20 protein-coding genes are annotated in these 21,493 nt (G+C 70.6%); 12 read left to right on the forward strand and 8 right to left on the reverse strand.

Features of this window, described 5'->3' with window-relative positions; genetic code table 11:
- Window positions 1-8: 8 nt before the first annotated feature.
- Together ACWDR4_RS42875 and ACWDR4_RS42880 are read right to left on the reverse strand one after the other, a co-directional pair.
- A complete protein-coding gene (locus tag ACWDR4_RS42875; protein WP_450416695.1) occupies window positions 9-755 on the reverse strand; it encodes a sulfite exporter TauE/SafE family protein in 747 nt (248 codons plus the stop codon).
- Window positions 752-2,773 (reverse strand): MBL fold metallo-hydrolase, encoded by a 2,022-nt coding sequence (locus ACWDR4_RS42880; protein ID WP_450416697.1) that lies wholly within the window; start codon window positions 2,771-2,773, stop codon window positions 752-754. The genes ACWDR4_RS42875 and ACWDR4_RS42880 overlap by 4 nt, the downstream gene beginning before the upstream one ends.
- A gap of 229 nt (window positions 2,774-3,002) precedes the next feature.
- On the opposite strand from ACWDR4_RS42880, the gene ACWDR4_RS42885 reads away from it, so the two are divergent.
- On the forward strand, window positions 3,003-4,088 hold the full coding sequence (locus tag ACWDR4_RS42885; protein ID WP_450416727.1) for an S-(hydroxymethyl)mycothiol dehydrogenase: 1,086 nt from the start codon (window positions 3,003-3,005) through the stop codon (window positions 4,086-4,088).
- Window positions 4,088-4,717, forward strand: coding sequence for an MBL fold metallo-hydrolase (locus ACWDR4_RS42890; protein WP_450416698.1), 630 nt, complete (start codon window positions 4,088-4,090; stop codon window positions 4,715-4,717). The genes ACWDR4_RS42885 and ACWDR4_RS42890 overlap by 1 nt, the downstream gene beginning before the upstream one ends.
- Window positions 4,718-4,809: 92 nt before the next feature.
- Here ACWDR4_RS42890 and ACWDR4_RS42895 read toward each other — a convergent pair whose 3' ends face one another.
- From ACWDR4_RS42895 to ACWDR4_RS42905, 3 genes are read right to left on the reverse strand one after another with little or no spacing between them, the layout of a single operon-like run.
- Window positions 4,810-5,532, reverse strand: coding sequence for an FAD:protein FMN transferase (locus tag ACWDR4_RS42895; protein WP_450416700.1), 723 nt, complete (start codon window positions 5,530-5,532; stop codon window positions 4,810-4,812).
- 4 nt (window positions 5,533-5,536) lie between these two features.
- Window positions 5,537-6,274 (reverse strand): FMN-binding protein, encoded by a 738-nt coding sequence (locus tag ACWDR4_RS42900; protein WP_450416702.1) that lies wholly within the window; start codon window positions 6,272-6,274, stop codon window positions 5,537-5,539.
- A gap of 10 nt (window positions 6,275-6,284) precedes the next feature.
- Entirely contained in the window at window positions 6,285-7,622 is a 1,338-nt protein-coding gene (locus ACWDR4_RS42905) for a ferredoxin reductase family protein (RefSeq protein WP_450416703.1), read from the reverse strand.
- 150 nt (window positions 7,623-7,772) lie between these two features.
- Between ACWDR4_RS42905 and ACWDR4_RS42910 the strand changes: the two genes are divergently transcribed.
- Genes ACWDR4_RS42910 through ACWDR4_RS42920 form a run of 3 tightly spaced genes read left to right on the forward strand, consistent with a single transcriptional unit; the run spans window position 7,773 to window position 10,603 of the window.
- Complete coding sequence (locus ACWDR4_RS42910; RefSeq protein ID WP_450416705.1) at window positions 7,773-8,471, forward strand: response regulator transcription factor; 699 nt, start codon at window positions 7,773-7,775, stop codon at window positions 8,469-8,471.
- A complete protein-coding gene (locus ACWDR4_RS42915) occupies window positions 8,468-9,916 on the forward strand; it encodes a sensor histidine kinase (RefSeq protein WP_450416707.1) in 1,449 nt (482 codons plus the stop codon). Before ACWDR4_RS42910 ends, ACWDR4_RS42915 begins: the two co-directional genes overlap by 4 nt.
- A gap of 42 nt (window positions 9,917-9,958) precedes the next feature.
- Window positions 9,959-10,603, forward strand: a complete 645-nt coding sequence (locus ACWDR4_RS42920) for an NAD(P)H-dependent oxidoreductase (protein WP_450416709.1) — start codon at window positions 9,959-9,961, stop codon at window positions 10,601-10,603.
- Window positions 10,604-10,689: 86 nt separating this feature from the next.
- Here the strand turns inward: ACWDR4_RS42920 and ACWDR4_RS42925 are convergent, their stop codons facing one another.
- A complete protein-coding gene (locus ACWDR4_RS42925) occupies window positions 10,690-11,577 on the reverse strand; it encodes a LysR family transcriptional regulator (RefSeq protein WP_450416710.1) in 888 nt (295 codons plus the stop codon).
- A 68-nt stretch (window positions 11,578-11,645) separates the two neighbouring features.
- On the opposite strand from ACWDR4_RS42925, the gene ACWDR4_RS42930 reads away from it, so the two are divergent.
- The gene (locus tag ACWDR4_RS42930; protein WP_450416712.1) at window positions 11,646-12,569 is read left to right on the forward strand and encodes an EamA family transporter; all 924 of its coding nucleotides are present in this window, start codon (window positions 11,646-11,648) and stop codon (window positions 12,567-12,569) included.
- A gap of 42 nt (window positions 12,570-12,611) precedes the next feature.
- Here the strand turns inward: ACWDR4_RS42930 and ACWDR4_RS42935 are convergent, their stop codons facing one another.
- On the reverse strand, window positions 12,612-13,205 hold the full coding sequence (locus ACWDR4_RS42935) for a TetR/AcrR family transcriptional regulator (RefSeq protein WP_450416714.1): 594 nt from the start codon (window positions 13,203-13,205) through the stop codon (window positions 12,612-12,614).
- Between the two features lie 22 nt (window positions 13,206-13,227).
- A complete protein-coding gene (locus tag ACWDR4_RS42940) occupies window positions 13,228-15,300 on the reverse strand; it encodes a galactose-binding domain-containing protein (RefSeq protein WP_450416716.1) in 2,073 nt (690 codons plus the stop codon).
- A gap of 226 nt (window positions 15,301-15,526) precedes the next feature.
- Here ACWDR4_RS42940 and ACWDR4_RS42945 point away from each other — a divergent pair, with 226 nt between their 5' ends.
- The 6 genes from ACWDR4_RS42945 (at window position 15,527) to ACWDR4_RS42970 (ending at window position 21,350) form a co-directional block, all read left to right on the forward strand.
- On the forward strand, window positions 15,527-16,177 hold the full coding sequence (locus ACWDR4_RS42945; protein WP_450416717.1) for a GntR family transcriptional regulator: 651 nt from the start codon (window positions 15,527-15,529) through the stop codon (window positions 16,175-16,177).
- Window positions 16,178-16,273: 96 nt separating this feature from the next.
- Window positions 16,274-17,023: a PIG-L deacetylase family protein gene (locus tag ACWDR4_RS42950; RefSeq protein ID WP_450416719.1), complete on the forward strand. Its 750-nt coding sequence runs from the start codon at window positions 16,274-16,276 to the stop codon at window positions 17,021-17,023.
- Entirely contained in the window at window positions 17,020-17,763 is a 744-nt protein-coding gene (locus ACWDR4_RS42955) for a 4-carboxy-4-hydroxy-2-oxoadipate aldolase/oxaloacetate decarboxylase (RefSeq protein ID WP_450416721.1), read from the forward strand. Before ACWDR4_RS42950 ends, ACWDR4_RS42955 begins: the two co-directional genes overlap by 4 nt.
- 32 nt (window positions 17,764-17,795) lie before the next feature.
- Window positions 17,796-18,875 carry a 4-oxalomesaconate tautomerase gene (locus tag ACWDR4_RS42960; RefSeq protein ID WP_450416729.1) on the forward strand — a complete coding sequence of 360 codons (1,080 nt, stop codon included), beginning with the start codon at window positions 17,796-17,798 and terminating at the stop codon, window positions 18,873-18,875.
- Window positions 18,875-19,825 (forward strand): catechol 2,3-dioxygenase, encoded by a 951-nt coding sequence (locus ACWDR4_RS42965; protein WP_450416722.1) that lies wholly within the window; start codon window positions 18,875-18,877, stop codon window positions 19,823-19,825. The genes ACWDR4_RS42960 and ACWDR4_RS42965 overlap by 1 nt, the downstream gene beginning before the upstream one ends.
- 187 nt (window positions 19,826-20,012) lie before the next feature.
- Window positions 20,013-21,350 (forward strand): MFS transporter, encoded by a 1,338-nt coding sequence (locus ACWDR4_RS42970; RefSeq protein ID WP_450416724.1) that lies wholly within the window; start codon window positions 20,013-20,015, stop codon window positions 21,348-21,350.
- Window positions 21,351-21,493 lie beyond the last annotated feature (143 nt).

Here is a 21,493-nt window from a genome sequence, read left to right on the forward strand (position 1 = left end):
TTCGGCGTTCACACCACCGTGTCGGCCAGCATGAACAGGGCCACCGCCAGCAGTACCCAGGCGAAGATCCGCTGGAGCCGGCTCCCGGAGACCCGGCCCGCGAGCCGTTTACCGTCCCACGCGCCAAGGATCGCGGCCCCGGCGAAGGGCGCGACCAGCGTCCAGTCGACACGGGTCGCCGTACCGGCCCGGGCCACCAGCGCGGCCAGCGAGTTGACGGTGATCACCAGCAGGCTCGTCCCGACGGCGGCCCGCATCCGCAGCCCCACGACGTCCACCAGCGCCGGTACGGCGAGAAAACCGCCGCCCACCCCCAGCACCCCGGTCACCGCACCGAGCCCCGCGCCCGCCTGAGCGACCTGAACGGGCCGCACTGGCACCCCCTCCCGTACGGATGCCGAAGGGCGCAGCATGCGGTACGCGGCGAGCCCGGCGATCACCGCGAACGCGCCGGTCAGCAGGGCGGAGGGTACGTACCCGCTGACCGCTCCGCCGAGCGTGGCGGGCACCAGTCCCGCCGCCGCGAACACGGCCCCGGCCCGCCACTCGACGGTGTTCGCACGGGCGTGCGCGGCCAGCGCGGTGGCGGAGGTGACGGTGACGATGGCCAGGCTCGCGGTGGTGGCCGCGGCCGGGGTGAAACCGAGCAGATAGATCAGCGCGGGCACGGCCAGCACACTGCCGCCGCCCCCGAGCGCCCCCAGCGCGAGACCGGTCACGGCCCCGGCGACCAGGGCGAGCACGAACACACTCACGCGACCGGGCCGCCATGGCTGGAGGGGGCCGCCTGCGGCGCGCTCGCGGTTGCTGTTGGCAGGTCGGCCCCTGCTTGTGGCCCGCTTGCGTTCGGCACTGGCAGGCTCGTCTGCGCTGGCAGTCCGTTCTCGGCGACCATCGACGGGCCCGCCTCGGCTTGGAGCCTGCTTTCGTTCGACACCGGCAGGATCGTCTCCGGCGGCGGGCCGCTTGCGGTTGCTGCGGGCAGGCCCGCCTCCGTCTGCGGCCCGTCCCCGGTCACCACCGGCAGGCCCGCCTCCGCCCATGCCCCCATCCCGCCGATCACGTCCGAGACCTCCGTGCCGCGCGCCGTGAGCAGCGCCGCGGCCTCCCGGGAGCGCTTGCCGGAGCGGCAGATCGTGATCAGGGGGCGTCCCTGCGCGGAACCCGGCAGCGGTGCACCCGCCCTCAGCGCCGACAGCGGCGCGTGCAACGCACCGACGGCATGCCCGGCAGTCCACTCCTCGGCCTCGCGGACGTCCAGGAGTACGGCCGTCCCGTCCGCGCCCGTGAGTTCGCGGGCCTCGGCCGGGGTGACCCGGGCCATCGGCAGCCCGGCCTCGCGGGCGGCGGCGAACCCGTCGTCGACGGCGACCACGACACGCCCCGCCGCGTCCAGCAGCGAGGCGGCGATCGCGGCCCGCATCCCGCCCGCGCAGTGCACCCACACAGTCCCGTCGGGTATCTCCGCGAGCCGGTCCCGCAGTTGGTGGAGCGTGATGTGCAGCGAACCCGTGATGTGGCCGCCCGAGCGCTCGGAGTCCCGCCGCACATCCAGGACCACGACCTGCCTGTCCTCCTGGCCCGCCAGGTCGGCGAACGGCTCGCCCGGATGCAGCCGAACGGTGGGGGAGTTCGTGGAGGCGGCGGGTCGGTCCGACTCCCGCTGAGCCTCGGCGAGACGGGCCGCCAGCTCAGCGAACGTGGCGCGTGGAAAGGTGTGCGGTTGCTCGCCCGGACGTAGCCACCCGGCGGGGGAGCCCGTGGAAGCGGCTGCGGGTCGGTCGATGCCGACACGTACCAACTCCCGCTGTGCCGCTGCGAGTTGGGACGACGATTCCGCGAGCAGGGTGACCGGCTTGCCCCACGGCAGTAGCCACGCCAAATAGGTGGCGAGTTGCCCTTCCGCCTCGAAGTTGACCGTCCCGGCGACATGACCCTCGGCGAACGCGACCCGGTTGCGCAGATCCACCACCCACTCCCCGGCGGCGAGCCGCGCCGCGATCTCCTCGGCGTCCGCCGGGGCCGGCGGAGTCAGGTCGACGGGCGCGGGGCCCGCGGAGTTCAGCGGGCCCATGTGCGCGTAGTACGCGGGCACGTCGTCGAGCCCGGCGAGCAGCTCGGCGACGAACGTGTCCGCGTCCTTGACCAACGCCTCGTTCGCCATGCGCTCCCGGCCGATGGTCGTCGCGTCGTCGCCCGCCGCTGTCCCGGCGGAGCAGAAGCTGCCGAAGCCTTGCGTGGGCAACACGGCCGTTTCGTCCGGGAGTTCGGCTGCCAGTCGGTGCGCCGAGTCGTACTGCGCCCGGGCCAGTTCCCCGGTGAGCCTCGGCTCGACCAGGTCCGGCCGACCGACCGTGCCGATCAGCAGCGAGCCCCCGGTGAACACGGCCACGGCCAGACCGGCCTCCTCCAGGACGTACGCGGTGTGGTGCGGGGTGTGCCCGGGCGTGGCCAGCGCGCGGAGCAGCAGCCCCTCCTCGATCTCCACACTGTCCCCGTCCGTGACCGGCACCCTGTCGTACGCCACCCGCGCGCCCGTCGGGACGAGGTAGGCGGCCCCGGTGATCCGGGCCAGTTCCAGGCCCCCGGTGACGTAGTCGTTGTGGACGTGCGTCTCGACGACGTGTGTGACGCGGACACCCCGCCGGACGGCGGCCTCGATCACCCGGTCGATGTCCCGTGGCGGATCGATCACCACGGCCCGGTGCGGCCCGCCCGCCAGATAGCCGCGGTTGCCCAGTCCCGGCACGTCGATGCGGTCGACGAAGTACATGGCGGCACTCCTTCCTCTCCTCATGAAGTCCTCGCGAAGCCTCCGGAGGCCTTGCGAGGACTTGCGAAGCCTCGCGAAATTACCCCCGGGGGTATATTCATCACCGTAGCAGAGGTACCCCCGGGGGTATTCGTGAGCCGGGCTCGACCGTGGACGTGCCGATACCGATCAGTCGCACGTAGGGTCGGAGAGAAGAACCGAACATTGGCCGATGGAAGGGTTCAGCACCATGGCGCAGGAAGTACGCGGCGTGATCGCACCGGGCAAGAACGAACCGGTGCGGGTCGAGACGATCGTCGTGCCCGACCCCGGTCCGGGCGAGGCCGTGGTGCAGATCCAGGCCTGCGGGGTCTGCCACACCGACCTGCATTACAAGCAGGGCGGGATCAACGACGAGTTCCCCTTCCTCCTGGGCCACGAGGCCGCGGGCATCGTGGAGTCGGTCGGGGAGGGCGTCACCGATGTCGCCCCCGGTGACTTCGTGATCCTCAACTGGCGTGCCGTGTGCGGGAATTGTCGCGCCTGTCTGCGCGGGCGGCCCTGGTACTGCTTCAACACGCACAACGCCAAGCAGAAGATGACCCTGCTCGATGGGACCGAGCTGTCGCCCGCCCTCGGTATCGGTGCTTTCGCCGAGAAGACGCTCGTCGCCGCCGGACAGTGCACCAAGGTCGACCCCGCCGCCTCCGCCGCCGTCGCCGGACTGCTCGGCTGTGGCGTGATGGCCGGTATCGGTGCCGCCATCAACACCGGGAACGTCGGACGCGGTGACACGGTCGCCGTCATCGGCTGCGGAGGGGTCGGCGACGCGGCCATCGTCGGGGCCAACCTCGCCGGTGCCGCGAAGATCATCGCCGTCGACATCGACGACCGGAAGCTCGCCACCGCCCGCACACTGGGCGCCACGCACACGGTCAACTCCAAGGAGACCGACCCGGTCGAGGCGATCCAGGAACTGACCGGCGGCTTCGGCGCCGATGTCGTCATCGAGGCGGTCGGCCGCCCGGAGACGTACAAGCAGGCCTTCTACGCCCGCGACCTTGCCGGGACCGTCGTCCTCGTGGGTGTCCCCACGCCGGAGATGAAGCTCGAACTCCCGCTGCTCGACGTCTTCGGGCGTGGTGGCTCGCTCAAGTCGTCCTGGTACGGCGACTGCCTGCCCTCCCGTGACTTCCCCATGCTCATCGACCTCCACCTCCAAGGGCGCCTGGACCTCGCGAAGTTCGTGACGGAGACCATCCAACTCGACGAGGTGGAGAAGGCGTTCGAGCGGATGCACGGCGGAGACGTACTGCGTTCCGTGGTGGTGCTCTGATGGCCGCCCGCATCGAACGCCTCGTCACCTCCGGGCAGTTCAGCCTCGACGGCGGCACCTGGGACGTCGACAACAACGTCTGGATCGTCGGCGACGACCACGAGGCGATCGTCATCGACGCCGCCCATGACGCCGACGCCATCGCGGCGGCCGTCGGCGACCGACGCCTGACCGCCATCATCTGCACCCACGCCCACAACGACCACATCGACGCGGCCCCCGCGCTCGCCGAACGCACCGGCGCCACGATCTGGCTGCACCGCGACGACCTGCCGCTGTGGAAGCAGACCCACCCGGACCGCGAGCCCGACGCCTGGCTGGCCGACGGCCAGGTGATCGAGGCCGCCGGCGCCGATCTCACGGTCTTCCACACCCCCGGACACGCACCCGGCGCGGTCTGCCTCTACGACCCGGGCCTGGGCACCGTCTTCACCGGCGACACCCTCTTCAACGGCGGCCCGGGCGCCACCGGCCGCTCCTACTCCCACTTCCCGACGATCATCGACTCGATCCGGGACCGCCTGCTCGCCCTCCCGCCCGAGACGAAGGTCCTCACCGGACACGGCGACCCCACCACCATCGGGGCCGAGGCACCGCACCTGGAGGAGTGGATCGCCCGCGGCCACTGACGGCCACGGACACCGCACGCACACGCCAGTGGGCGCCCCCCGTCGCAACGGAGGGCGCCCACACGGACGTACAAAACAGCAAGCAAGGCCTCTCAGGCAGCCACCGGGAAGCCCGCCGTCCGGAAGACCTGGCGGTCGGTGTCCACCGCGAAGACCTCGCAGCCCTTGCGCGCGGCGGCCCAGTCGATGCCCTCCGCGCCCATCGCGAACGCCGCCGTGGCCATGGCGTCCGCCTCGGTGAGCGTCGGGGCCACGACGGTCAGGCTCAGCAGTCCCGTCGCCGGGCGGCCGGTGCGGCCGTCGAGGATGTGGTCGCCGCGTTCATAACGAGCCGAGGTCGCCACACCGCCCTCCGTGATCTCCAGCACCGTGCACAGCTGGTCGGCGTGCTCGGGGTGACGTACCCCGACGCGCCAGGGGCGCCCGGCGGCGACCACGTCACCGCCGGCGTTGAGGCAGTACGTCCGTACGCCCGCCGCCGCCAGCAGATCCGCCGCCCGCTGCACCGCCCAGCCCTTCACCATGGCGCACGGATCGAGGCCCCGGCCGGGCAGCCGTACGTCGAAGGCGCCCTTCGTCGCGACCCGGTACTCCTCGCACAGGCCGAGCACCTCGGTGAGGTCGGCGCTCAGCTCGCGCGTTTCCAGCTCGCCCCGGTCGAGGCGGGACACCTCGCTGTCGTCCTTGAAGGGGCTGAAGCGCGCGTCGACCTCGTGGAGCCAGGCGAACACGGCGTGGGCCGCCTCCGCCGGGGCGTTCTCGTCGTCGATCCGCAGCGAGATCGGGAACCCCATGATGTGTTCGACGCGCCGCATCCCCTCAGCCCTTCGCGTCGATCGCGGCCTGGAGGGACTCCTTGTAGCCGTCGCTGGTGATCGTCGCACCCGAGACCGTGTCGATGTCCGCGCTCTGTGCGGCCAGGGTCTCCGAGATCAGGACCGGGACGGCGGCCGTGGTCTGCGGGTGGTTCGGCTGCTGGAGCATCTTCACGGACGCGATCGTGTCGCCCTCGAAGGTCACCTCGACCTGGACGGTGCCCTTCTCGGTGTCCACGGCGGTACCCGAGACGACCTTGGACGCGGTGTCCGCCGCGGCCGAGGACTCGGAGGCCGAGGCCGACGGGGACGCTGCTGCGGACTCCGCCTGGGAGTCGATCGCCGCCTGGAGGGACTCCCTGTAGCCGTCGCTCGTGATCGTCGCGCCGGACACGGTGTCGATGTCGGCGCTCTGTGCGGCCAGTGTCTCCTTGATCAGGACCGGGACGGCGGCCGTGGTCTGCGGGTGGTTCGGCTGCTTCAGCATCCGCACCGAGGAGATCTTCGTCCCCGCGAACGTCACCTCGACCTGGACGTCACCCTTCTCGGTGGTCACGGTCGTGCCCTTGACGACCGTCGACGACGTACCGGAGGAGCCCGAGGAAGACGTCGAGGACGACGAGGACGGGGTCGTGGCGGGGCTGGAGGCCTCCGAGGACGTGATGCCCAGCGACGGCTCGTAGAGCCAGACGGGGACCAGGCCCGCGATGCTCAGGACCAGTACAGGCAGTGCTCGTTTCACGACGTTCCTCTTATCCGGCCAGGCTGAAGCGCTCGAAGTGGGTCTGCGACTTGGGCACGCCCAGTTCCCGCAGGCTGCGCAGCACCGCGTTCATCATGGGCGGCGGGCCGCACAGGAAGACGTCCCGGTCCGTGATGTCCGGCACCAGCTTGGCCAGCTCGCCCGGGGCCAGCTTGTCGGGGGCGACCGGCCCGGACACCAGGTGCAGTTCGGCACCCTTGGCGTGGGCGATCTCCCGCAGCTCCTCGTAGAGGACGGCGTCCTGGTCCCTGGCCACCCGGTAGATGACCACGGCGTGGCCCTGGATCTCCTCCAGGAGCGCGCGGATCGGCGTGACACCCACACCGCCGGCGATGAGGACGGCCTCCGGGCGGGTGCGGTGCATCGAGGTGAACGCGCCGTACGGGCCCTCGGCGAAGACGCGGGTGCCGACCGGGATGTGCTTCAGGGTCGCGGTGCCGTCGCCGGCGACCTTCGCGGTGAGGCGCAGCGACCGGCCGTCGGGCGCCGCCGACAGCGAGAACGGGTTCGCCTGCCACCAGCGGTCCTTGGTGAGGAACCGCCACAGGAAGAACTGGCCGGCGCGGGCGGGCAGCTTGTCGAGGTCACGGCCCGTCATGTAGATCGACACGACGTTGTCGGCCTCGGGGACGACCGCCGAGACCCGCAGCTGGTGCCGGAGGTTCTTGCGCAGCGGCAGCACCACCCGGCCCAGGAACACCGAACCGAGCGCCACGCCCCACATCGTCCACCAGTACGTGGTGGCGGCGGACGACGAGGTGAACGTCGTACCGACACCGACCTGGTGCGTGAACGCCAGGACCACCGCCACATAGGTGTAGAGGTGGATGAAGTGCCAGGTCTCGTAGGCGAGGCGGCGGCGGGCGTAGCGCGCGGAGACCGCGCCGATGATCATGATCAGGACGAGGGCGACGATCGCGCGCAGCACGCCCTCGGTGGTCTCGGCCAGCTCCACCAGCTCGTCGACCGGGCCCATGGAGGTGCCCTCGGCGTAGCCGAAGGTGATGAACACCGCGTGGGCCATCAGCGTCCACAGCAGGCCGAAGCCCACCCAGCGGTGCCAGGAGGTCAGCCGGTCCATGCCGATGCGGTGGTCCAGCCACGGCAGCCGGGCGACCAGGACCAGCTGGAAGGCCATGAAGAGCGCGCCGTACAGCCCGGCGAGCCGGCCCATGACGATCAGCGCGTTGGAGGCGAAGCCTGCCTGGGCGAAGAAGACGGTCACGACGGCCACGTTGGCGGCCAGCACGGCGTACAGGCCGGTACGGGCCACCACTTTGGGTCGTATCGCCGTGGGGGGCGCGGGAGGCGATTGGACGGTCGTCACGGACAGTGCTCCTTGATCGGGTCCGGGGACACTGAGCTTGACCGACGGTAGCTGTCGTAATGCTGTCGTTGGACTTTCAAGTTGTTATCGATCGCGTGTAGGGAGGGGCGGGCGGTATGGCACGGGAGCCACGTGGAGCACTATGAGCACGTGGAAAAAGTACGACTCCTCGTCGTGGACGACGATCCGCCCATCGCCGACCTGGTCGCGACGGTCGCCCGCTACGAGGGCTGGGAGGCGGTCACCGCGTACTCCGGTGAGGAGGCGCTGAGCCGGGCCGCCGAGTTCCATCCCGACATCGTGGTGCTCGACCTGATGCTTCCGGGCCTCGACGGCTTCGCCGTGCTCGACCGGCTGCGGCTGTCCGGCACGATGGTGCCCGTGGTCTTCCTCACCGCCCGTGACGGGGTCGCCGACCGGGTCGCGGGGCTGACCCGGGGCGGCGACGACTACCTGGTCAAGCCGTTCGCCGTGGAGGAGCTGATGGCCCGGCTGCGGACCGTGCTGCGCCGCAGCGCCGGTCCCGGCTTCCAGCGGTCCGTACTCCGGGTGGCCGACCTGACGATGGACGAGGACACCCGTGAGGTCAGGCGCAGCGACAAACGGCTCACTCTCACCCCGACCGAGTACGAGGTGCTGCGCTACCTGATGCGCAAGTCGCCGACCGTGCTCACCAAGGCACAGATCCTCGACCACGTCTGGGAGTACGGCTTCGGCGGCCGGTCCAACGTCGTGGAGCTGGTCGTCAGCAGGCTGCGCCGCAAGCTCGACGATCCCGACCAGCACGACGAACCGCTGATCCACACCGTGCGGGGCGTCGGCTACGTGGTCCGGCAGGTCGGCGAGTGATCCGCCGCTGCCGGGAGAACTACCGCAGGCTGCGACTGGGCACGCGCCTGGCGCTGGGCATGGGCGTGCTCTCGCTCGTGGTGTTCGCCGTCGTCGGCGCGGCCCTCTCGATGTACATGCGGGAGTACCTGGAACGCCAGCTCAGCGACCAGATGAAGCTCGTCCAGATCACCCAGTCCAAGGACGTCGTGGACTACGGCAGCGTGCAGGGCAAGCCGTACTACGGCTGGTACACCGCCTCGTACAAGGTCTCCAGCGGTACGCCCGTCCTGCGCGAGCCCGCCGACGTGCCGCCGGACTCCGGCGAACTCCTCGCCACCGCCGCGAGCCTGCGGGCCTCCGGCACCGACCCCGTCTACCGCACCGCGCGCATCGACGGGGACGCCTACCGGCTGCGCGCCTGCGAGGTCGAGACCGGGGTCGTCCTGGTCACGGCCGCGCCCATGGACGACATCGAGAACACCATGGACCAGCTGGTCACGGTCCAGGTCGTCGCCTTCGCCATCGCCCTCCTCGGCCTGGTGATCTTCGGCCGCGCGGTGCTGCGGCGCGGCCTGCGGCCCCTCAGCGACATGGCCCACACCGCCCGTGGCATCACCTCGCACGACTTCACCGACTCCGCCCGGCTGCCCGTACGCGCCGACCGGGGCAACGGCGGCCCGGAGGTCGAGGAGCTGCGCACCGCGTTCAACACCATGCTCGAACACATCGACGACTCCCTCGCCGTCCGCACGGAGGCCGAGCAGCGCCTGCGCCGCTTCGTCGCCGACGCCTCCCACGAGCTGCGTACCCCTCTGATGTCGGTACGGGGCTATGCGGACCTCTTCCAGTACGCCGCCGCCAACGAGCCCGGCGAACGGGACAAGCACCTGGCCCGCCTGCGCGCCGAGGCGGCCCGGATGGGCGTCCTCCTCGACGACCTGCTGCTGCTCGCCCGACTGGACGCGGCCCAGATCGAGACCCCGCTGCGCCAGGAGAACGCCGACCTGGTGGAACTGACCGGCCAGGCGGCCGACGCCTTCCGCGCGGGCCACCCGAAGCATCCCCTGACGGTGACGGCCGCCCCCAAGGAACTGCGGCTGCGCCTGGACCCCCTCCGCATCCGGCAGGTCCTGGACAACCTGCTGACCAACGCGGCCGTGCACACACCCGCCGGCACCCCCGTGTCCGTGGACGTGAAGGTCGACGCGGGCCACGCGGTGGTCCGGGTCGCCGACGCCGGCCCCGGCATCCCGCCCGCCGACCAGGACCGGGTCTTCGACCGCTTCTACCGCGTCGACAAGGCCCGCAGCCGCGACCGGGGCGGCAGCGGCCTCGGCCTCGCGGTCGCCCTGTCCCTGGTACGGGCGCACGGCGGCACCCTCGACCTGACGAGCGGGCCCGGCTCGACCGTCTTCACCCTCCGCCTCCCGCTCGACAGGACGGACCGACCGCCCCACGACTGAACGCGCACCTCAGCACACACGCATCTGAGGGGACCCCCCACCGTGAACGTACTGATCGTTTTCGCCCACCCCGAACTCTGCTCATTCAACGGCGCCTTGAAGGTCAGAGCCGTGGACGTCCTGAGACGCGCCGGACACGAGGTCGTGGTCAGCGACCTCTACCGGCTCGGCTGGAAGGCCGCCGTCGACGCCGACGACTTCCCCGGCGTCTGGACCGACCCCGACTACCTGGACGTCACCGCCGAGCAGGAACGCGTGCAGGCGGCCCACGAGACCCCGCCCGACGTCCTCGCCGAACAGGAGAAGGTCGCCCGGTGCGACCTGATGATCCTCCAGTTCCCGCTGTGGTGGTCCGGAATGCCGGCCATCCTCAAGGGCTGGATCGACCGCACGATGGCCCGAGGCTTCGCCTACGACGAGGGCCGCACCTACGACACCGCCCCCCTGAAGGGCAGACGAGCCCTGATCAGCACGACGACGGGCACTCCTTCGGGCTTCTACGGCCCCCACGCCACCGACGAGGACCTGGACCGAGCCCTCTGGCCCATCCACCACGGCATCCTCAACTGCCTGGGCTTCGAGGTCCTGCCCCCGTTCGTGGCCAGGACCCCGGCCGAGGTGTCCCCGAAACAGAGAGAGGAGTACCTGGCGGATTACGCGGAACGCCTGCTGGCGGTGAGCTACTGACAGGCGGTGGAGGAGCGCCCCTTCTTTTAGGGGCGCGGGGAACTGCGCGACCAGCCCCCACCGGCTCGCAGACGACGGACCACCTGTCACTCCTCGCGATAGAGGTCGGTCAACAACTCAACCACCGCCGCCCCCGCAGGATGCGGATCATCCCGCCACCAGGCAAGCCGAACCACCACCGGCTCAGCATCCCGCACCGGCCGGTACACAACCCCCGGCCGCCGATACTGATGCGCCGTGGACTCCGGCGTAAGCCCCACACATCGCCCCGTCGAGATCGCGGTGAGCCAGTCGTCGACGTCATGCGTCTCCTGGGTCGCCGGACGCGAGTCCGGCGGCCACAGCTCCGCCGTGGCCGTGCCGGTCCGCCGGTCCACCAGCAGGACACGCCCGCTGATGTCGGCGAGCCGGATCCACCGCCGCCGCGCCAGCGGATCGTCGGCGGCCATCGCGCACAGCCGCCGCTCCAGACCCACGATGACGGAGTCGAACCGCCGGTCGTCGAGCGGCCGGCGCACCACGGCCAGCTCGCACGCCCCCTCCGCCAGCCCACCGGTGCCGGAGTTGGTCCGGACGAGCTGCACCTCCGTCTCCGGCCGCCGTTCGGCCCAGCGGCGCTGGAAGGCGAGGGTGTGGCGGCCCAGCGCCGACCAGGCGTACCCGATCCGCAGCCGGGCATGACCGGACGTCGCCTCCCCGACCAGGTCGTCCACCTCACCGAGCACCCGCCGGGCGTGCGCCACCACGCGCAACCCGGTGCCGGTCACGCTCACCTCGCGCGAGGTCCGCCGCAACAGCCGTACACCCAGGGCCTGTTCGAGCGAGGCCAGGGTGCGGGAGACGGCCGCCTGGGAGACGCCGAGCGCGATGGCGGCATCCGTGAAGGTGCCCTCGTCGACGATCGCGACGAGAAAGCGCAGCTGCCGAAGCTCGATCTGCGCTGTCGGCACTGTCCGCGTGTGGGGTACATCCATGACTCCAGCGTATAGATGCCCAGTCCCATGCATTTTGCGCAACCACCGAACCGGCGCACGATCGGCCCATGCCCGCAGGCCCCGCACACACAACAGCCGCCGACACGGTGGCCCCCGCCTACAGCAGCGCACCCGTTCCCCCTGCATCCCCGAAGCCCGCCACCGGGAGGTTCGCCGGCGTAGCAGTCATGCTCGGCAGCGGGCTGGCCAACCAGGTCGGCGCCGCGACCGGCTCCCTCGCCTTCCCGGTGCTCGGCCCGGTCGGTGTCGTCGCCGTCCGCCAGTACGTCGCCGCCGTCGTCCTGTTCGCCGTCGCCCGGCCCCGCCTGCGGAGCTTCACCCGCGCGCAGTGGGGGCCCGTACTCCTGCTGGCCCTGGTCTTCGGGACGATGAACCTGTCCTTGTACACGGCCATCGACCGGATCGGCCTCGGTCTCGCGGTGACCCTGGAGTTCCTCGGACCGCTCGCCATCGCGCTGGCGGCCACCCGGCGGCGCGTGGACGCCTGCTGCGCGGTGATCGCCGCGGCCGGTGTCGTCGCGCTGCTGCGCCCGCAGCCGTCCGCCGACTACCTGGGGATGGGCCTCGGTCTGCTCGCCGCCGTCTGCTGGGCCTCGTACATCCTGCTCAACCGTACGATCGGGCGGCGGCTGCCCGGTGCGGAGGGGTCGGCCGCCGCCGCGGGCGTCTCCGCGCTGCTCTTCCTGCCGGTCGGGATCGTCCTCGTCGTCGACCGTCCGCCGACCCCGGCGGCCGTCGGTTACGCCGTCGTCGCCGGGGTGCTCGCCTCGGCCGTGCCCTATCTCGCCGACATGTTCACCCTGCGCCGGGTGCCCGCCCGGGCCTTCGGGCTGTTCATGAGCGTCAACCCGGTACTGGCCGCCGTGGTCGGCTGGATCGGCCTGGGGGAGAGCCTGGGCGCCCTGGAGTGGGCGAGCATCGGGGCGATCGTCGCCGCCAACGCGGTGAGCATCCTCACCTCGCAGAAGTAGCGCGTCCCCCCCCAACTCCCGTACGGACCACCCTCGTACGGACTACTCCCGTACGAGGGAGGCCACATGGTCGGTGACCGTGTCGAGGATGTCGACGCAGGCCTTCTCGTCGCCCAGGGCAAGGAAGTTGAGGGTCAGGCCGTCCGTCATCGCGGCCAGATAGCGGGCCAACACCGGGACGGGCACGCCCAGTTCGAAGCCCATGCTCTCGCGCAGCTGCTCCAGCAGCCCGGTGTACGTGTCGGCGTACAGCTCGTACTGCCGACGGGCCAGATGAGCGAACCCCGGCTCCCGCAGGGCGTACTGGGTGAGTTCGTACGTCAGCATGTGCTCGCCCGGGTGGGCGGCCACATGGTCCCAATACGCCCTGAAGCCCGCCCGGATCGTCTCCTGGAGGGTGGCCTGCGGCTGGATCGCCGCGCGCACCACGTCGACGGAGTGGTCCGTGATCGTCGTCATGACCGACTCGATCAGGGCCTGCTTGGAGTCGAAGCAGTAGTGGAAGACGCTCAGTGACACGCCCGCCTCGGCCGCGATGGACCGGGTCGTCGTCCTGGGGACGCCGTCCCGGGTCATCGCGCGGATGGCCGCCTCGGTCAGCTGCCGGCGCCGCTCGGCCGACGGCTTGCGTGCCATGAACTCCCCCTAGATACGGAACTCAGCTGCTGTAGACACCCACTTCGTAGAGCGAGTATCCCCAGTCCGTGCCGCGATCAAGACCGTGGACGCGCACATAGCGGGCCGGTACTCCCGCGAACTGTGCCGTGTCCAGGCCGCCGTCGCCGACGGTCGTGGACCACGCGGTCTGCCAGGTCGTGCCGTCGGTCGACAGTTCGATGCGGTACGACTTGCCGTACGCCTTCTCCCAGTCGAGGGTCACCCGCTTGACCAGGTTCGTCGACCCGAGGTCGAGCTGGAGCCACTGGTCGTCGCTCCAGTCGCTCGCCCAGCGGGTGCCCGAGTCGCCGTCGACGGCCCGGCCGGGCTGGTAGCTGGTGACCGGGTTCGACTCGGACGAACTCGCCGTCGCCGTCACGCCCTTGGCGAGGTTCACCCCGGCCCTGTGGCTCTCCGAGGCGCCCCAGGTGTCGAGGTAGGACTCGGCACCCCGGAACAGGTCGCTCACCGCGTCCGCGCCGCCGACCTGCTTGATGTCCTGGATCCAGTCCGGGATCAGCCCGACGTGCGCGGCACCGTCCGTGTTGATGTCCCAGGTGCGCGAACCGGTGGTCTGGCGGTCGATCACCGAACCGCCGTCGACACTGGTGAAGGGGTACGTCACCGTCGTACCCGTGTCCGTGCCGCGCGGGGCCGGGTGGTCGCCGATGCCGTTGAAGTCGGTGCCGTAGCCGTAGCCCACGCCGTACTTGGTGCGCAGGGCGTCGGTGCGCGCGGCCTCCGTGACGAACTCCTCGGAGGAGTGCATGTACTGGGAGATGAAACCGCCGAGACCGTAGACCCGGTCGGTCCAGTTGAGGTCCATCCAGCTGTGCGAGGAGAGCACGCCCGGGTAGGACTCGGACTCGAAGATGTCCAGCGCCTGGCCGGTGGCCTTGACGCTCATGTGGTCGATCTCCAGCATCATCTTGCGTTTCATCATGCCGCGCACGGCGTACTCGCCGAGATCGGTGAGCCCTCGGGTGTTGCACTGCGCGTCCGCGTCGTACGTCGGCAGCTCGGTGCCCGCCGGCAGGTCCTCCGTCGCGTCGGTCGCCGTGGCGCCGCCGATGGGGTTGTCGTGCATCGCGGTCGTGCACGTCTCCGTCTGCCAGAAGGTACCCGTCGACAGGAACTGGCCGACGTTGATCGCCGTACCGAGCCCGCCTTCGTCGAACCGCACCCCGCACAGCGCGTTGTCGAACTTGTGGCACAGGAACATGCTGCGCACACCCAGGTCGTACAACTCGTCGAGACCGGCGTCGATGTCGGCCTTGCTGCACTGCGCGATGTCCAGGATCTGCTTGCAGCCGAAGGGCTCGGACGTCTCGACGCCCAGCACGACCGCCAACTTGCCCTGCTTGATCACCTCACGGGCCTGCGTGGTGTCCGTGACGATCCGGAACCAGCCCTTGCCCGTGCCGCCGTACTGCGCGTCGATGTAGTCCTGGAGGTCGTAGGTCAGCTGGGCCTGGAGACGGATCGACGTCATCTCGTCGCAGCTGCGGTCCTTGAAGAAGTAGACCGAGCAGATCACGCCGTTGGTGACCAGGTCGTTGACCAGCACACGCTGGCCGCCGCGCCAGGCGCGCTCGACCCAGGCGTAGTAGTTGGCCTGATGGGTCATCGAGTCGTACGCGGGCCAGTCCTTGAACGTCGGGTAGCCGACCGGGTCGTGCTTGCCGTCGCCGCCGTGGGTGATGTAGTCGAAGATCGCGAGGGTGCCGTCGGGGTAGTGCTCGGGACAGTCCTTGAGGGCGTCCGCGATCCCGCTGGTGGAGAAGACCTTCCCGCAGATCAGGCGTCCGCCGAAGGCCTCGTTGGAGAACAGGTGGTTGTGCGCGTCGACGAACCCCTGTACCTCGCCCTGGGAGTTGGTGCCTTTGAAGGGCTCGCCCGTGACGTTGATCTGGGAGTCGGGGGTGGGGCGCGCGGTCGGCGTCCACCAGTCCGTGCCGGCCGCCGAGCTGGGCACGGTGCCGAGCGTCAGCGCCAGTACGGCGAGCAGCAGCGACAGCACGGTCAGGGGTCTGCGTCCGCGGCGCGGGCGAGGCAAGAAGGCAGGCACAGTCATCACTCACGTCCTCGCACAAGGGTTGTCATGGCTCGCGCAACTCTGTGATGAGGATCGCGACAGCGGGGTGATGGAGTCAATAGTCCGGGACGCTTGACCTGATAACAGATCGGAGCCGTGTGGCGGCGTTTCTGTGGGGCAGCTGTGTGCGAGCATGGGGAACAATATTGTTGACAATGTTGTCCGTCTAGATTTAGCGTCGACAGGCACTCACTCAGGAGGGCACATGCCGAACCAAGCCCGTCCAGGCACCGGAGAGCAGGCCAAGCAGCACGCGTTGGAGCGGCTGCGGCAGGCGATTCTGCGCGGCGACATGGCACCGGCCCAGCGGCTGGTGGAGAACGAACTCGCCGAGCAGTTCGGTGTGACACGGGCCAGCGTCCGGGCGGCGCTGATCGAGCTGGAGTCGGAGGGACTCGTCGAGCGGATCCGCAACCGTGGCTCGCGGGTGCGGGTGGTGACCGTGGAGGAGGCGGTCGCCATCACCGAATGCCGGATGGTCCTCGAAGGGCTGTGCGCGGCCAAGGCGGCCGTGGCGGCCACCGACGACCAGCTGGCCCAACTGACCGGCGTCGGCGAGGCGATGGCCAAGGCGGTCGCCGACGGCGAGCCGGTCACGTACTCCGAACTCAACCAGGAACTGCACGCCCGGATCAGACAGTTCTCCGGCCAGCAGACGGCCGTGGAACTGCTGGAGAAGCTCAACGCCCAGTTGGTGCGCCACCGTTTCCAGCTCGCGCTGCGACCGGGGCGTCCCCAGCAGTCCCTGAGTGAACACCTGGCCATGGTCGAGACGATCACGGCCAGGGACCCGCAGGCGGCCGAAGCGGCCGCTCGCTCCCATCTCACGAGCGTGATCGCCGCGTTGCGCGAATAGCGTGTCGCGCGAACAGCGTGTTGTGCGAACAACGCGTTGCGCGGATGACGCCGCCGAGGTGGGCCGAAGGACCTGTCCACCAAGGAGATTTCTGCAATGACACAAGGTGCGGTGCCCGCAGCCGCTCGCTCGACGCTGGTGATCAGCGCACATGCCGGTGACTTCGTCTGGCGGGCGGGAGGTGCCATCGCGCTGGCGGCCTCCCGTGGCGAGAAGGTCGTCATCGCCTGTCTGTCGTACGGGGAACGCGGCGAGTCCGCCAAGGCCTGGCGGGAGGGCAAGTCGCTGGAGGAGATCAAGGGGATCCGCCGGACCGAGGCCGAGCAGGCCGCCGCCGCGCTCGGTGCCGAGGTCCGCTTCCTCGACGCCGGCGACTACCCCCTCCTCGCCACCCCCGAGTTGACCGACCGGCTGGTGGGCATCTACCGGGACACCCAGCCCGACGTGGTGCTCACCCACCCCCTCGCCGACCCCTACAACGCCGACCACCCGGCCGCCGCCCGCATGGCCCTGGACGCGCGGATCCTCGCCCAGGCCATCGGCTACCCCGCCCCCGGTGAAGTCCTGGGCGCGCCACCGGTGTTCTTCTTCGAACCCCACCAGCCGGAGATGTGCGACTTCACCCCGCAGGTGCTGCTCGACATCACCGAGGTGTTCGACACCAAGCGCAAGGCCATGGAGTGCCTGTCCGCCCAACAGCACCTGTGGGACTACTACACCGACCTCGCCAAGCGGCGCGGCGTCCAGCTCAAGCGCAACGCCGGCCCCAACCTCGGCCTGCCGCACACCACTTACGGCGAGGCCTATATGCGCCCCTACCCGCAGGTCACGGGGGAGCTGGCATGAGCGGCGTGATCGTCACCAACCCACCGCGCGCGACCGCCTCGGACGTCGAGGCGCTGGCCCGCCACGGCGTGGCCACCGTCCACGAGGCCCTGGGCCGCACCGGCCTCCTCGGCCCGACCCTGCGCCCGATCCAGCAGGACGTACGTATCGCGGGCACCGCCGTCACCGCGCTGTGCTGGCCCGGCGACAACCTCATGATCCACGCGGCCGTCGAACAGTGCGCCGAGGGCGACATCCTGGTTGTCACCACGACATCCCCCTGCACGGACGGCCTGTTCGGCGAGCTGTTCGCCACCGCGCTCCGCCGCCGGGGCGTACGTGGCCTGGTCATCAACACCGGCGTACGCGACACCGCCGAACTGCGTGCCATGGACTTCCCCGTCTGGTCGGCGGCGGTCTCCGCCCAGGGCACGGTGAAGGCGACGGGCGGCTCGGTGAACATCCCGATCGTCGTGGGCGGCCAGCAGATCCACCCGGGTGACGTGATCATCGCCGACGACGACGGCGTGATGGTCGTCCCCCGGCTGCGGTCCGCCGAGGCCGTCAAGGCGTCCGAGGCCCGCATCGCGAAGGAGGAGGCGTCCCGACTCGCCTTCGCCGACGGTCAGTTGGGCCTGGACCGGTACGGGCTGCGCGAGACGCTCGTACGGCTGGGGGTCACGTACCGGTCGTACGAGGAGTACGTACGGGACGCCGGTGCGGGGGCCGACCCGGGCGCCGGACCGGGGGTCCGCTCGTGAGTACGGGCGGCCCGGGGGAGGAACTGCGCTGCATGCTGATGCGGGGCGGCACCTCCAAGGGCGCCTACTTCCTCGCCGAGGACCTGCCGGCCGACCCCGCGACCCGCGACGACCTGCTGCTGCGGGTCATGGGCAGCCCAGACCCCCGCCAGATCGACGGACTCGGCGGAGCGCACCCCCTCACCAGCAAGGTGGCCGTGGTCTCCCGCTCGGCCGACGACGAGTCCGACGTCGACTACCTGTTCCTCCAAGTCGGCGTCGAGGAGCCCGAGGTGACTGACCGTCAGAACTGCGGGAACCTCCTCGCGGGCGTCGGCCCGTTCGCCGTGGAACGCGGGCTGGTCGCGGCCGGGGACGAGCTGACCTCCGTACGCATCCGCATGGTCAACAGCGGCGACCACGCCACCGCGACCTTCCCCACGGCAGACGGGCGGGTCGTCTACGAGGGCACGACCGAGATCTCCGGTGTACCTGGCAGCTCCGCTCCGGTGACGATCGGGTTCGGGCGGGGGAGCGGACCCCTGCTGCCGACCGGCCGGGTCCGGGACACCGTCGCCGACACGTCGGTGACCTGCGTCGACAACGGCATGCCGACCGTGCTGATCGTCGCCTCCGCCCTCGGCGTCACCGGTTACGAGGATCCGAGGGACCTGGAGGAGAACGTCACCCTCAACGAACGGCTGCGCGAGATCCGCCTGGAGGCGGGCAAGTTGATGGGTCTGGGCGATGTCTCCGCGACGACCGTGCCCAAGCTCAGCCTGCTCGCCCCGCCCGCGCACGGCGGCACCGTCATGACCCGCACCTTCATCCCGGTCCGCTGCCACACGGCGATCGGCGTGCTGGGTGCCGCGAGCGTCGCCGCCGGACTGCGCATACCCGGTGCCGTCGGGGAGGGTGTGGCGCGGCTCCCCGCCCCCGACGACGCCCCGCTGCGCATCGAACACCCCACCGGATTCCTGGACGTGGAAACCGCCGTCTCCCTCACCGACACCGACACCGACGGCCCCGCCCCGGTCGCGCACCGCACGGCCGTCGTCCGTACCGCCCGCAAGATCTTCGACGGCACGGTGTTCCCCCGCCCCGCCGCCCCTCTCCCCGTCAGGAGCCGCTGATGACCCCGCCGCTCGGCGACATCGCCCACCTCGGCCATGTCGAACTCCTCACCCCCGACCTCGACGCCAGCGTCGGGTTCTTCACCAAGATCCTCGGCCTGACCGAGAACGGCCGCTCCGGCGACTCGGTGTATCTGCGCACCTGGGACGACTACGAGCACCACAGCCTCACCCTCACCGCCCACTCGACCTCCGGCATCCGCCGCACCGCCCTGCGCGCCTCCAGCGAGGAGGCCCTGCAACGCCGGGTGAAGGAGGCCGAGAACGCCGGCCGCCCCGGCCGCTGGGTCGAGGACGAACCCGGCCTCGGCCCGCTCTACGTCACCACGGACCCCGACGGCCACGAGTACGCCCTCTACTGGGAGAGCGAGTGGTACCAGGCGCCGCCCGAGCTGCGGCCCGGCCTCAAGAACCAGCCGCAGGCCAAGCCCGCGACGGGCGTCGGCGTGCGCCGCCTCGACCACGTCAACTTCCTCGCCGCCGCGGTCGAACCGAACGCCGGCTTCGTCCAGCACGTCCTCGGCGCCCGCCCCACCGAACAGATCGTCCTCGACGAAGGACGCCTGGCCGCGCAGTGGCTGACGTTCACCAACAAGTCGTACGACATCGTCTACACGGAGGACTGGTCCGGCTCCAACGGCCGCCTGCACCACATCGCGTTCGCCACGGACACCCGCGAGGACATCCTGCGCGCAGCCGACCTGTGCCTGGACAACGGCGTGCACATCGAGACCGGCCCGCACAAGCACGCCATCCAGCAGACGTTCTTCCTGTACGTCTACGAGCCGGGCGGCAACCGCATCGAACTCTGCAACCCGCTCACCCGCCTCGTCCTGGCCCCCGACTGGCCGCTGATCACCTGGACACAGGCGGAGCGGGCCAAGGGCCAGGCGTGGGGTCTGAAGACCATCGAGTCGTTCCACACGCACGGCACGCCTCCGCTCGACTGACGCTCCCACCTGCGGCGCGGGCCGTGACCGGCCACGGCACGGCCCACTGCGCTCCCAGGATTGTTGACAAAAACGTTGACACTCTCGCAACGGCTCCTTACCGTCGAGCGCATCCCCCCGTTCCCCATGGCTATGGGGCAGGCCCTTCCCCCTCAGGGACTCTCCTGCCGGACGATAGGAAACAACGATGTCTCCGTCCCCCGCCCCCGCTCCGCCCGCTCGCGGCGGCAGACTGGCTGTGCTCGTCGTCGGCCTTTGCTGGCTGGTCGTCTTCTTCGACGGCCTCGACATGTTCGTCTACGGCGCCGAACTGCCCCACATGCTGGAGCACAAGGCCCTCGGACTCGTCCCCGCCCAGGCCGGCGACCTCGGCAGCTACGCCACCTTCGGCATGCTGATCGGCGCCCTGTCCGCGGGCACGGTCACCGACTGGATCGGCCGCAAGAAGGTCATCCTCACCTGCACCGCGGTGTTCTCGCTGGCCTCCGCCCTGTGCGCGGTCGCCCCCAGCCTCGGGGTGTTCGGGCTCGGCCGTTTCATCGCCGGGCTCGGCCTCGGCGGCCTGCTGCCCACCACGATCACGATGGTCTCCGAGTACGCCCCACGCGGCCGGGGCGCCCTCATCGTCGGCACGCTGATGACCGCGCACCAGGCCGGCGGCATCATGGCGGGCTTCCTGGGCCTGTGGACGAGCGGCCCCGACGGCTGGCGCGTCGCCTACTGGATCTGCGTCCTCCCGCTCCTGATCGGCGTCCCGTTCGTCGCGAAGTACCTGCCCGAGTCGATGCGCTTCCTGATCGCCAAGGGGCGGGTCGAGGAGGCCCGGGCCCTCGCCGACCGCTACGACGTCGAACTGCCCGGCGCCGCGACGGAACGCCCCGCCGCCGAGGACCGCTGGAGCGCCGTCGCGGCCCTGTTCCGCGGCAACCTGTGGCGTACGACGGCCCTGTTCTGGCTGGCGTCCTTCTGCGGCCTGCTGCTGGTGTACGGGGTCAGCAACTGGCTGCCGACGATGATGCGCGGCGCGGGCTACGAACTGGGTTCCTCCCTCTCCCTCCTGATCGTCATCAACCTCGGCGGCATCGTGGGCATGCTCGTCGCCGGCCGCTGCTCCGACCGCTACGGCTCCGCCCGCATCGCCACGATCTGGTTCGCGGGCACGGCAGTGGGCGTGTACCTGCTCGGCATCCACATGGCGTTGCCGCTGACGTACATCGTGGTCTTCCTCACCGGGATGTTCCTCTTCAGCGCCCAGGCCATGATCTACGCGACGGTGGCGGGCCGCTCGACCGACGCCAACCGGGCGACGGCGGTGGGCTGGGTGTCCGGCATCGGGCGCTTCGGGGCGGTGTTCGGGCCGTGGCTGGGCGGTCAGTTGGTGGCGAACGGGTCGGAGAGCTGGGGGTTCACCGCGTTCGCTGTGGCGGCGGTACTGGCCACGGTGTTCGTCGCGCTGACGGGCCTGCGGGCGCAGGGCGAGCAGACGTCGCCGTCAAGGACGGAGGAACTGACCAGGACGGCCTGACCCAACGCGGACGCACCCCGAAGCGGTGTCTCGCCCCCGCCGCCCTTACCCGTTCCCATCCTCGGGGGCTGCGCCCCCGAACCCCCGCTCCGGCCCTGAACGGGCCTTGTCCTCAAACGCCGGACGGGCTGACTAACCCAGCC

It is taken from the genome of Streptomyces sp. NPDC000878 (assembly GCF_053599695.1).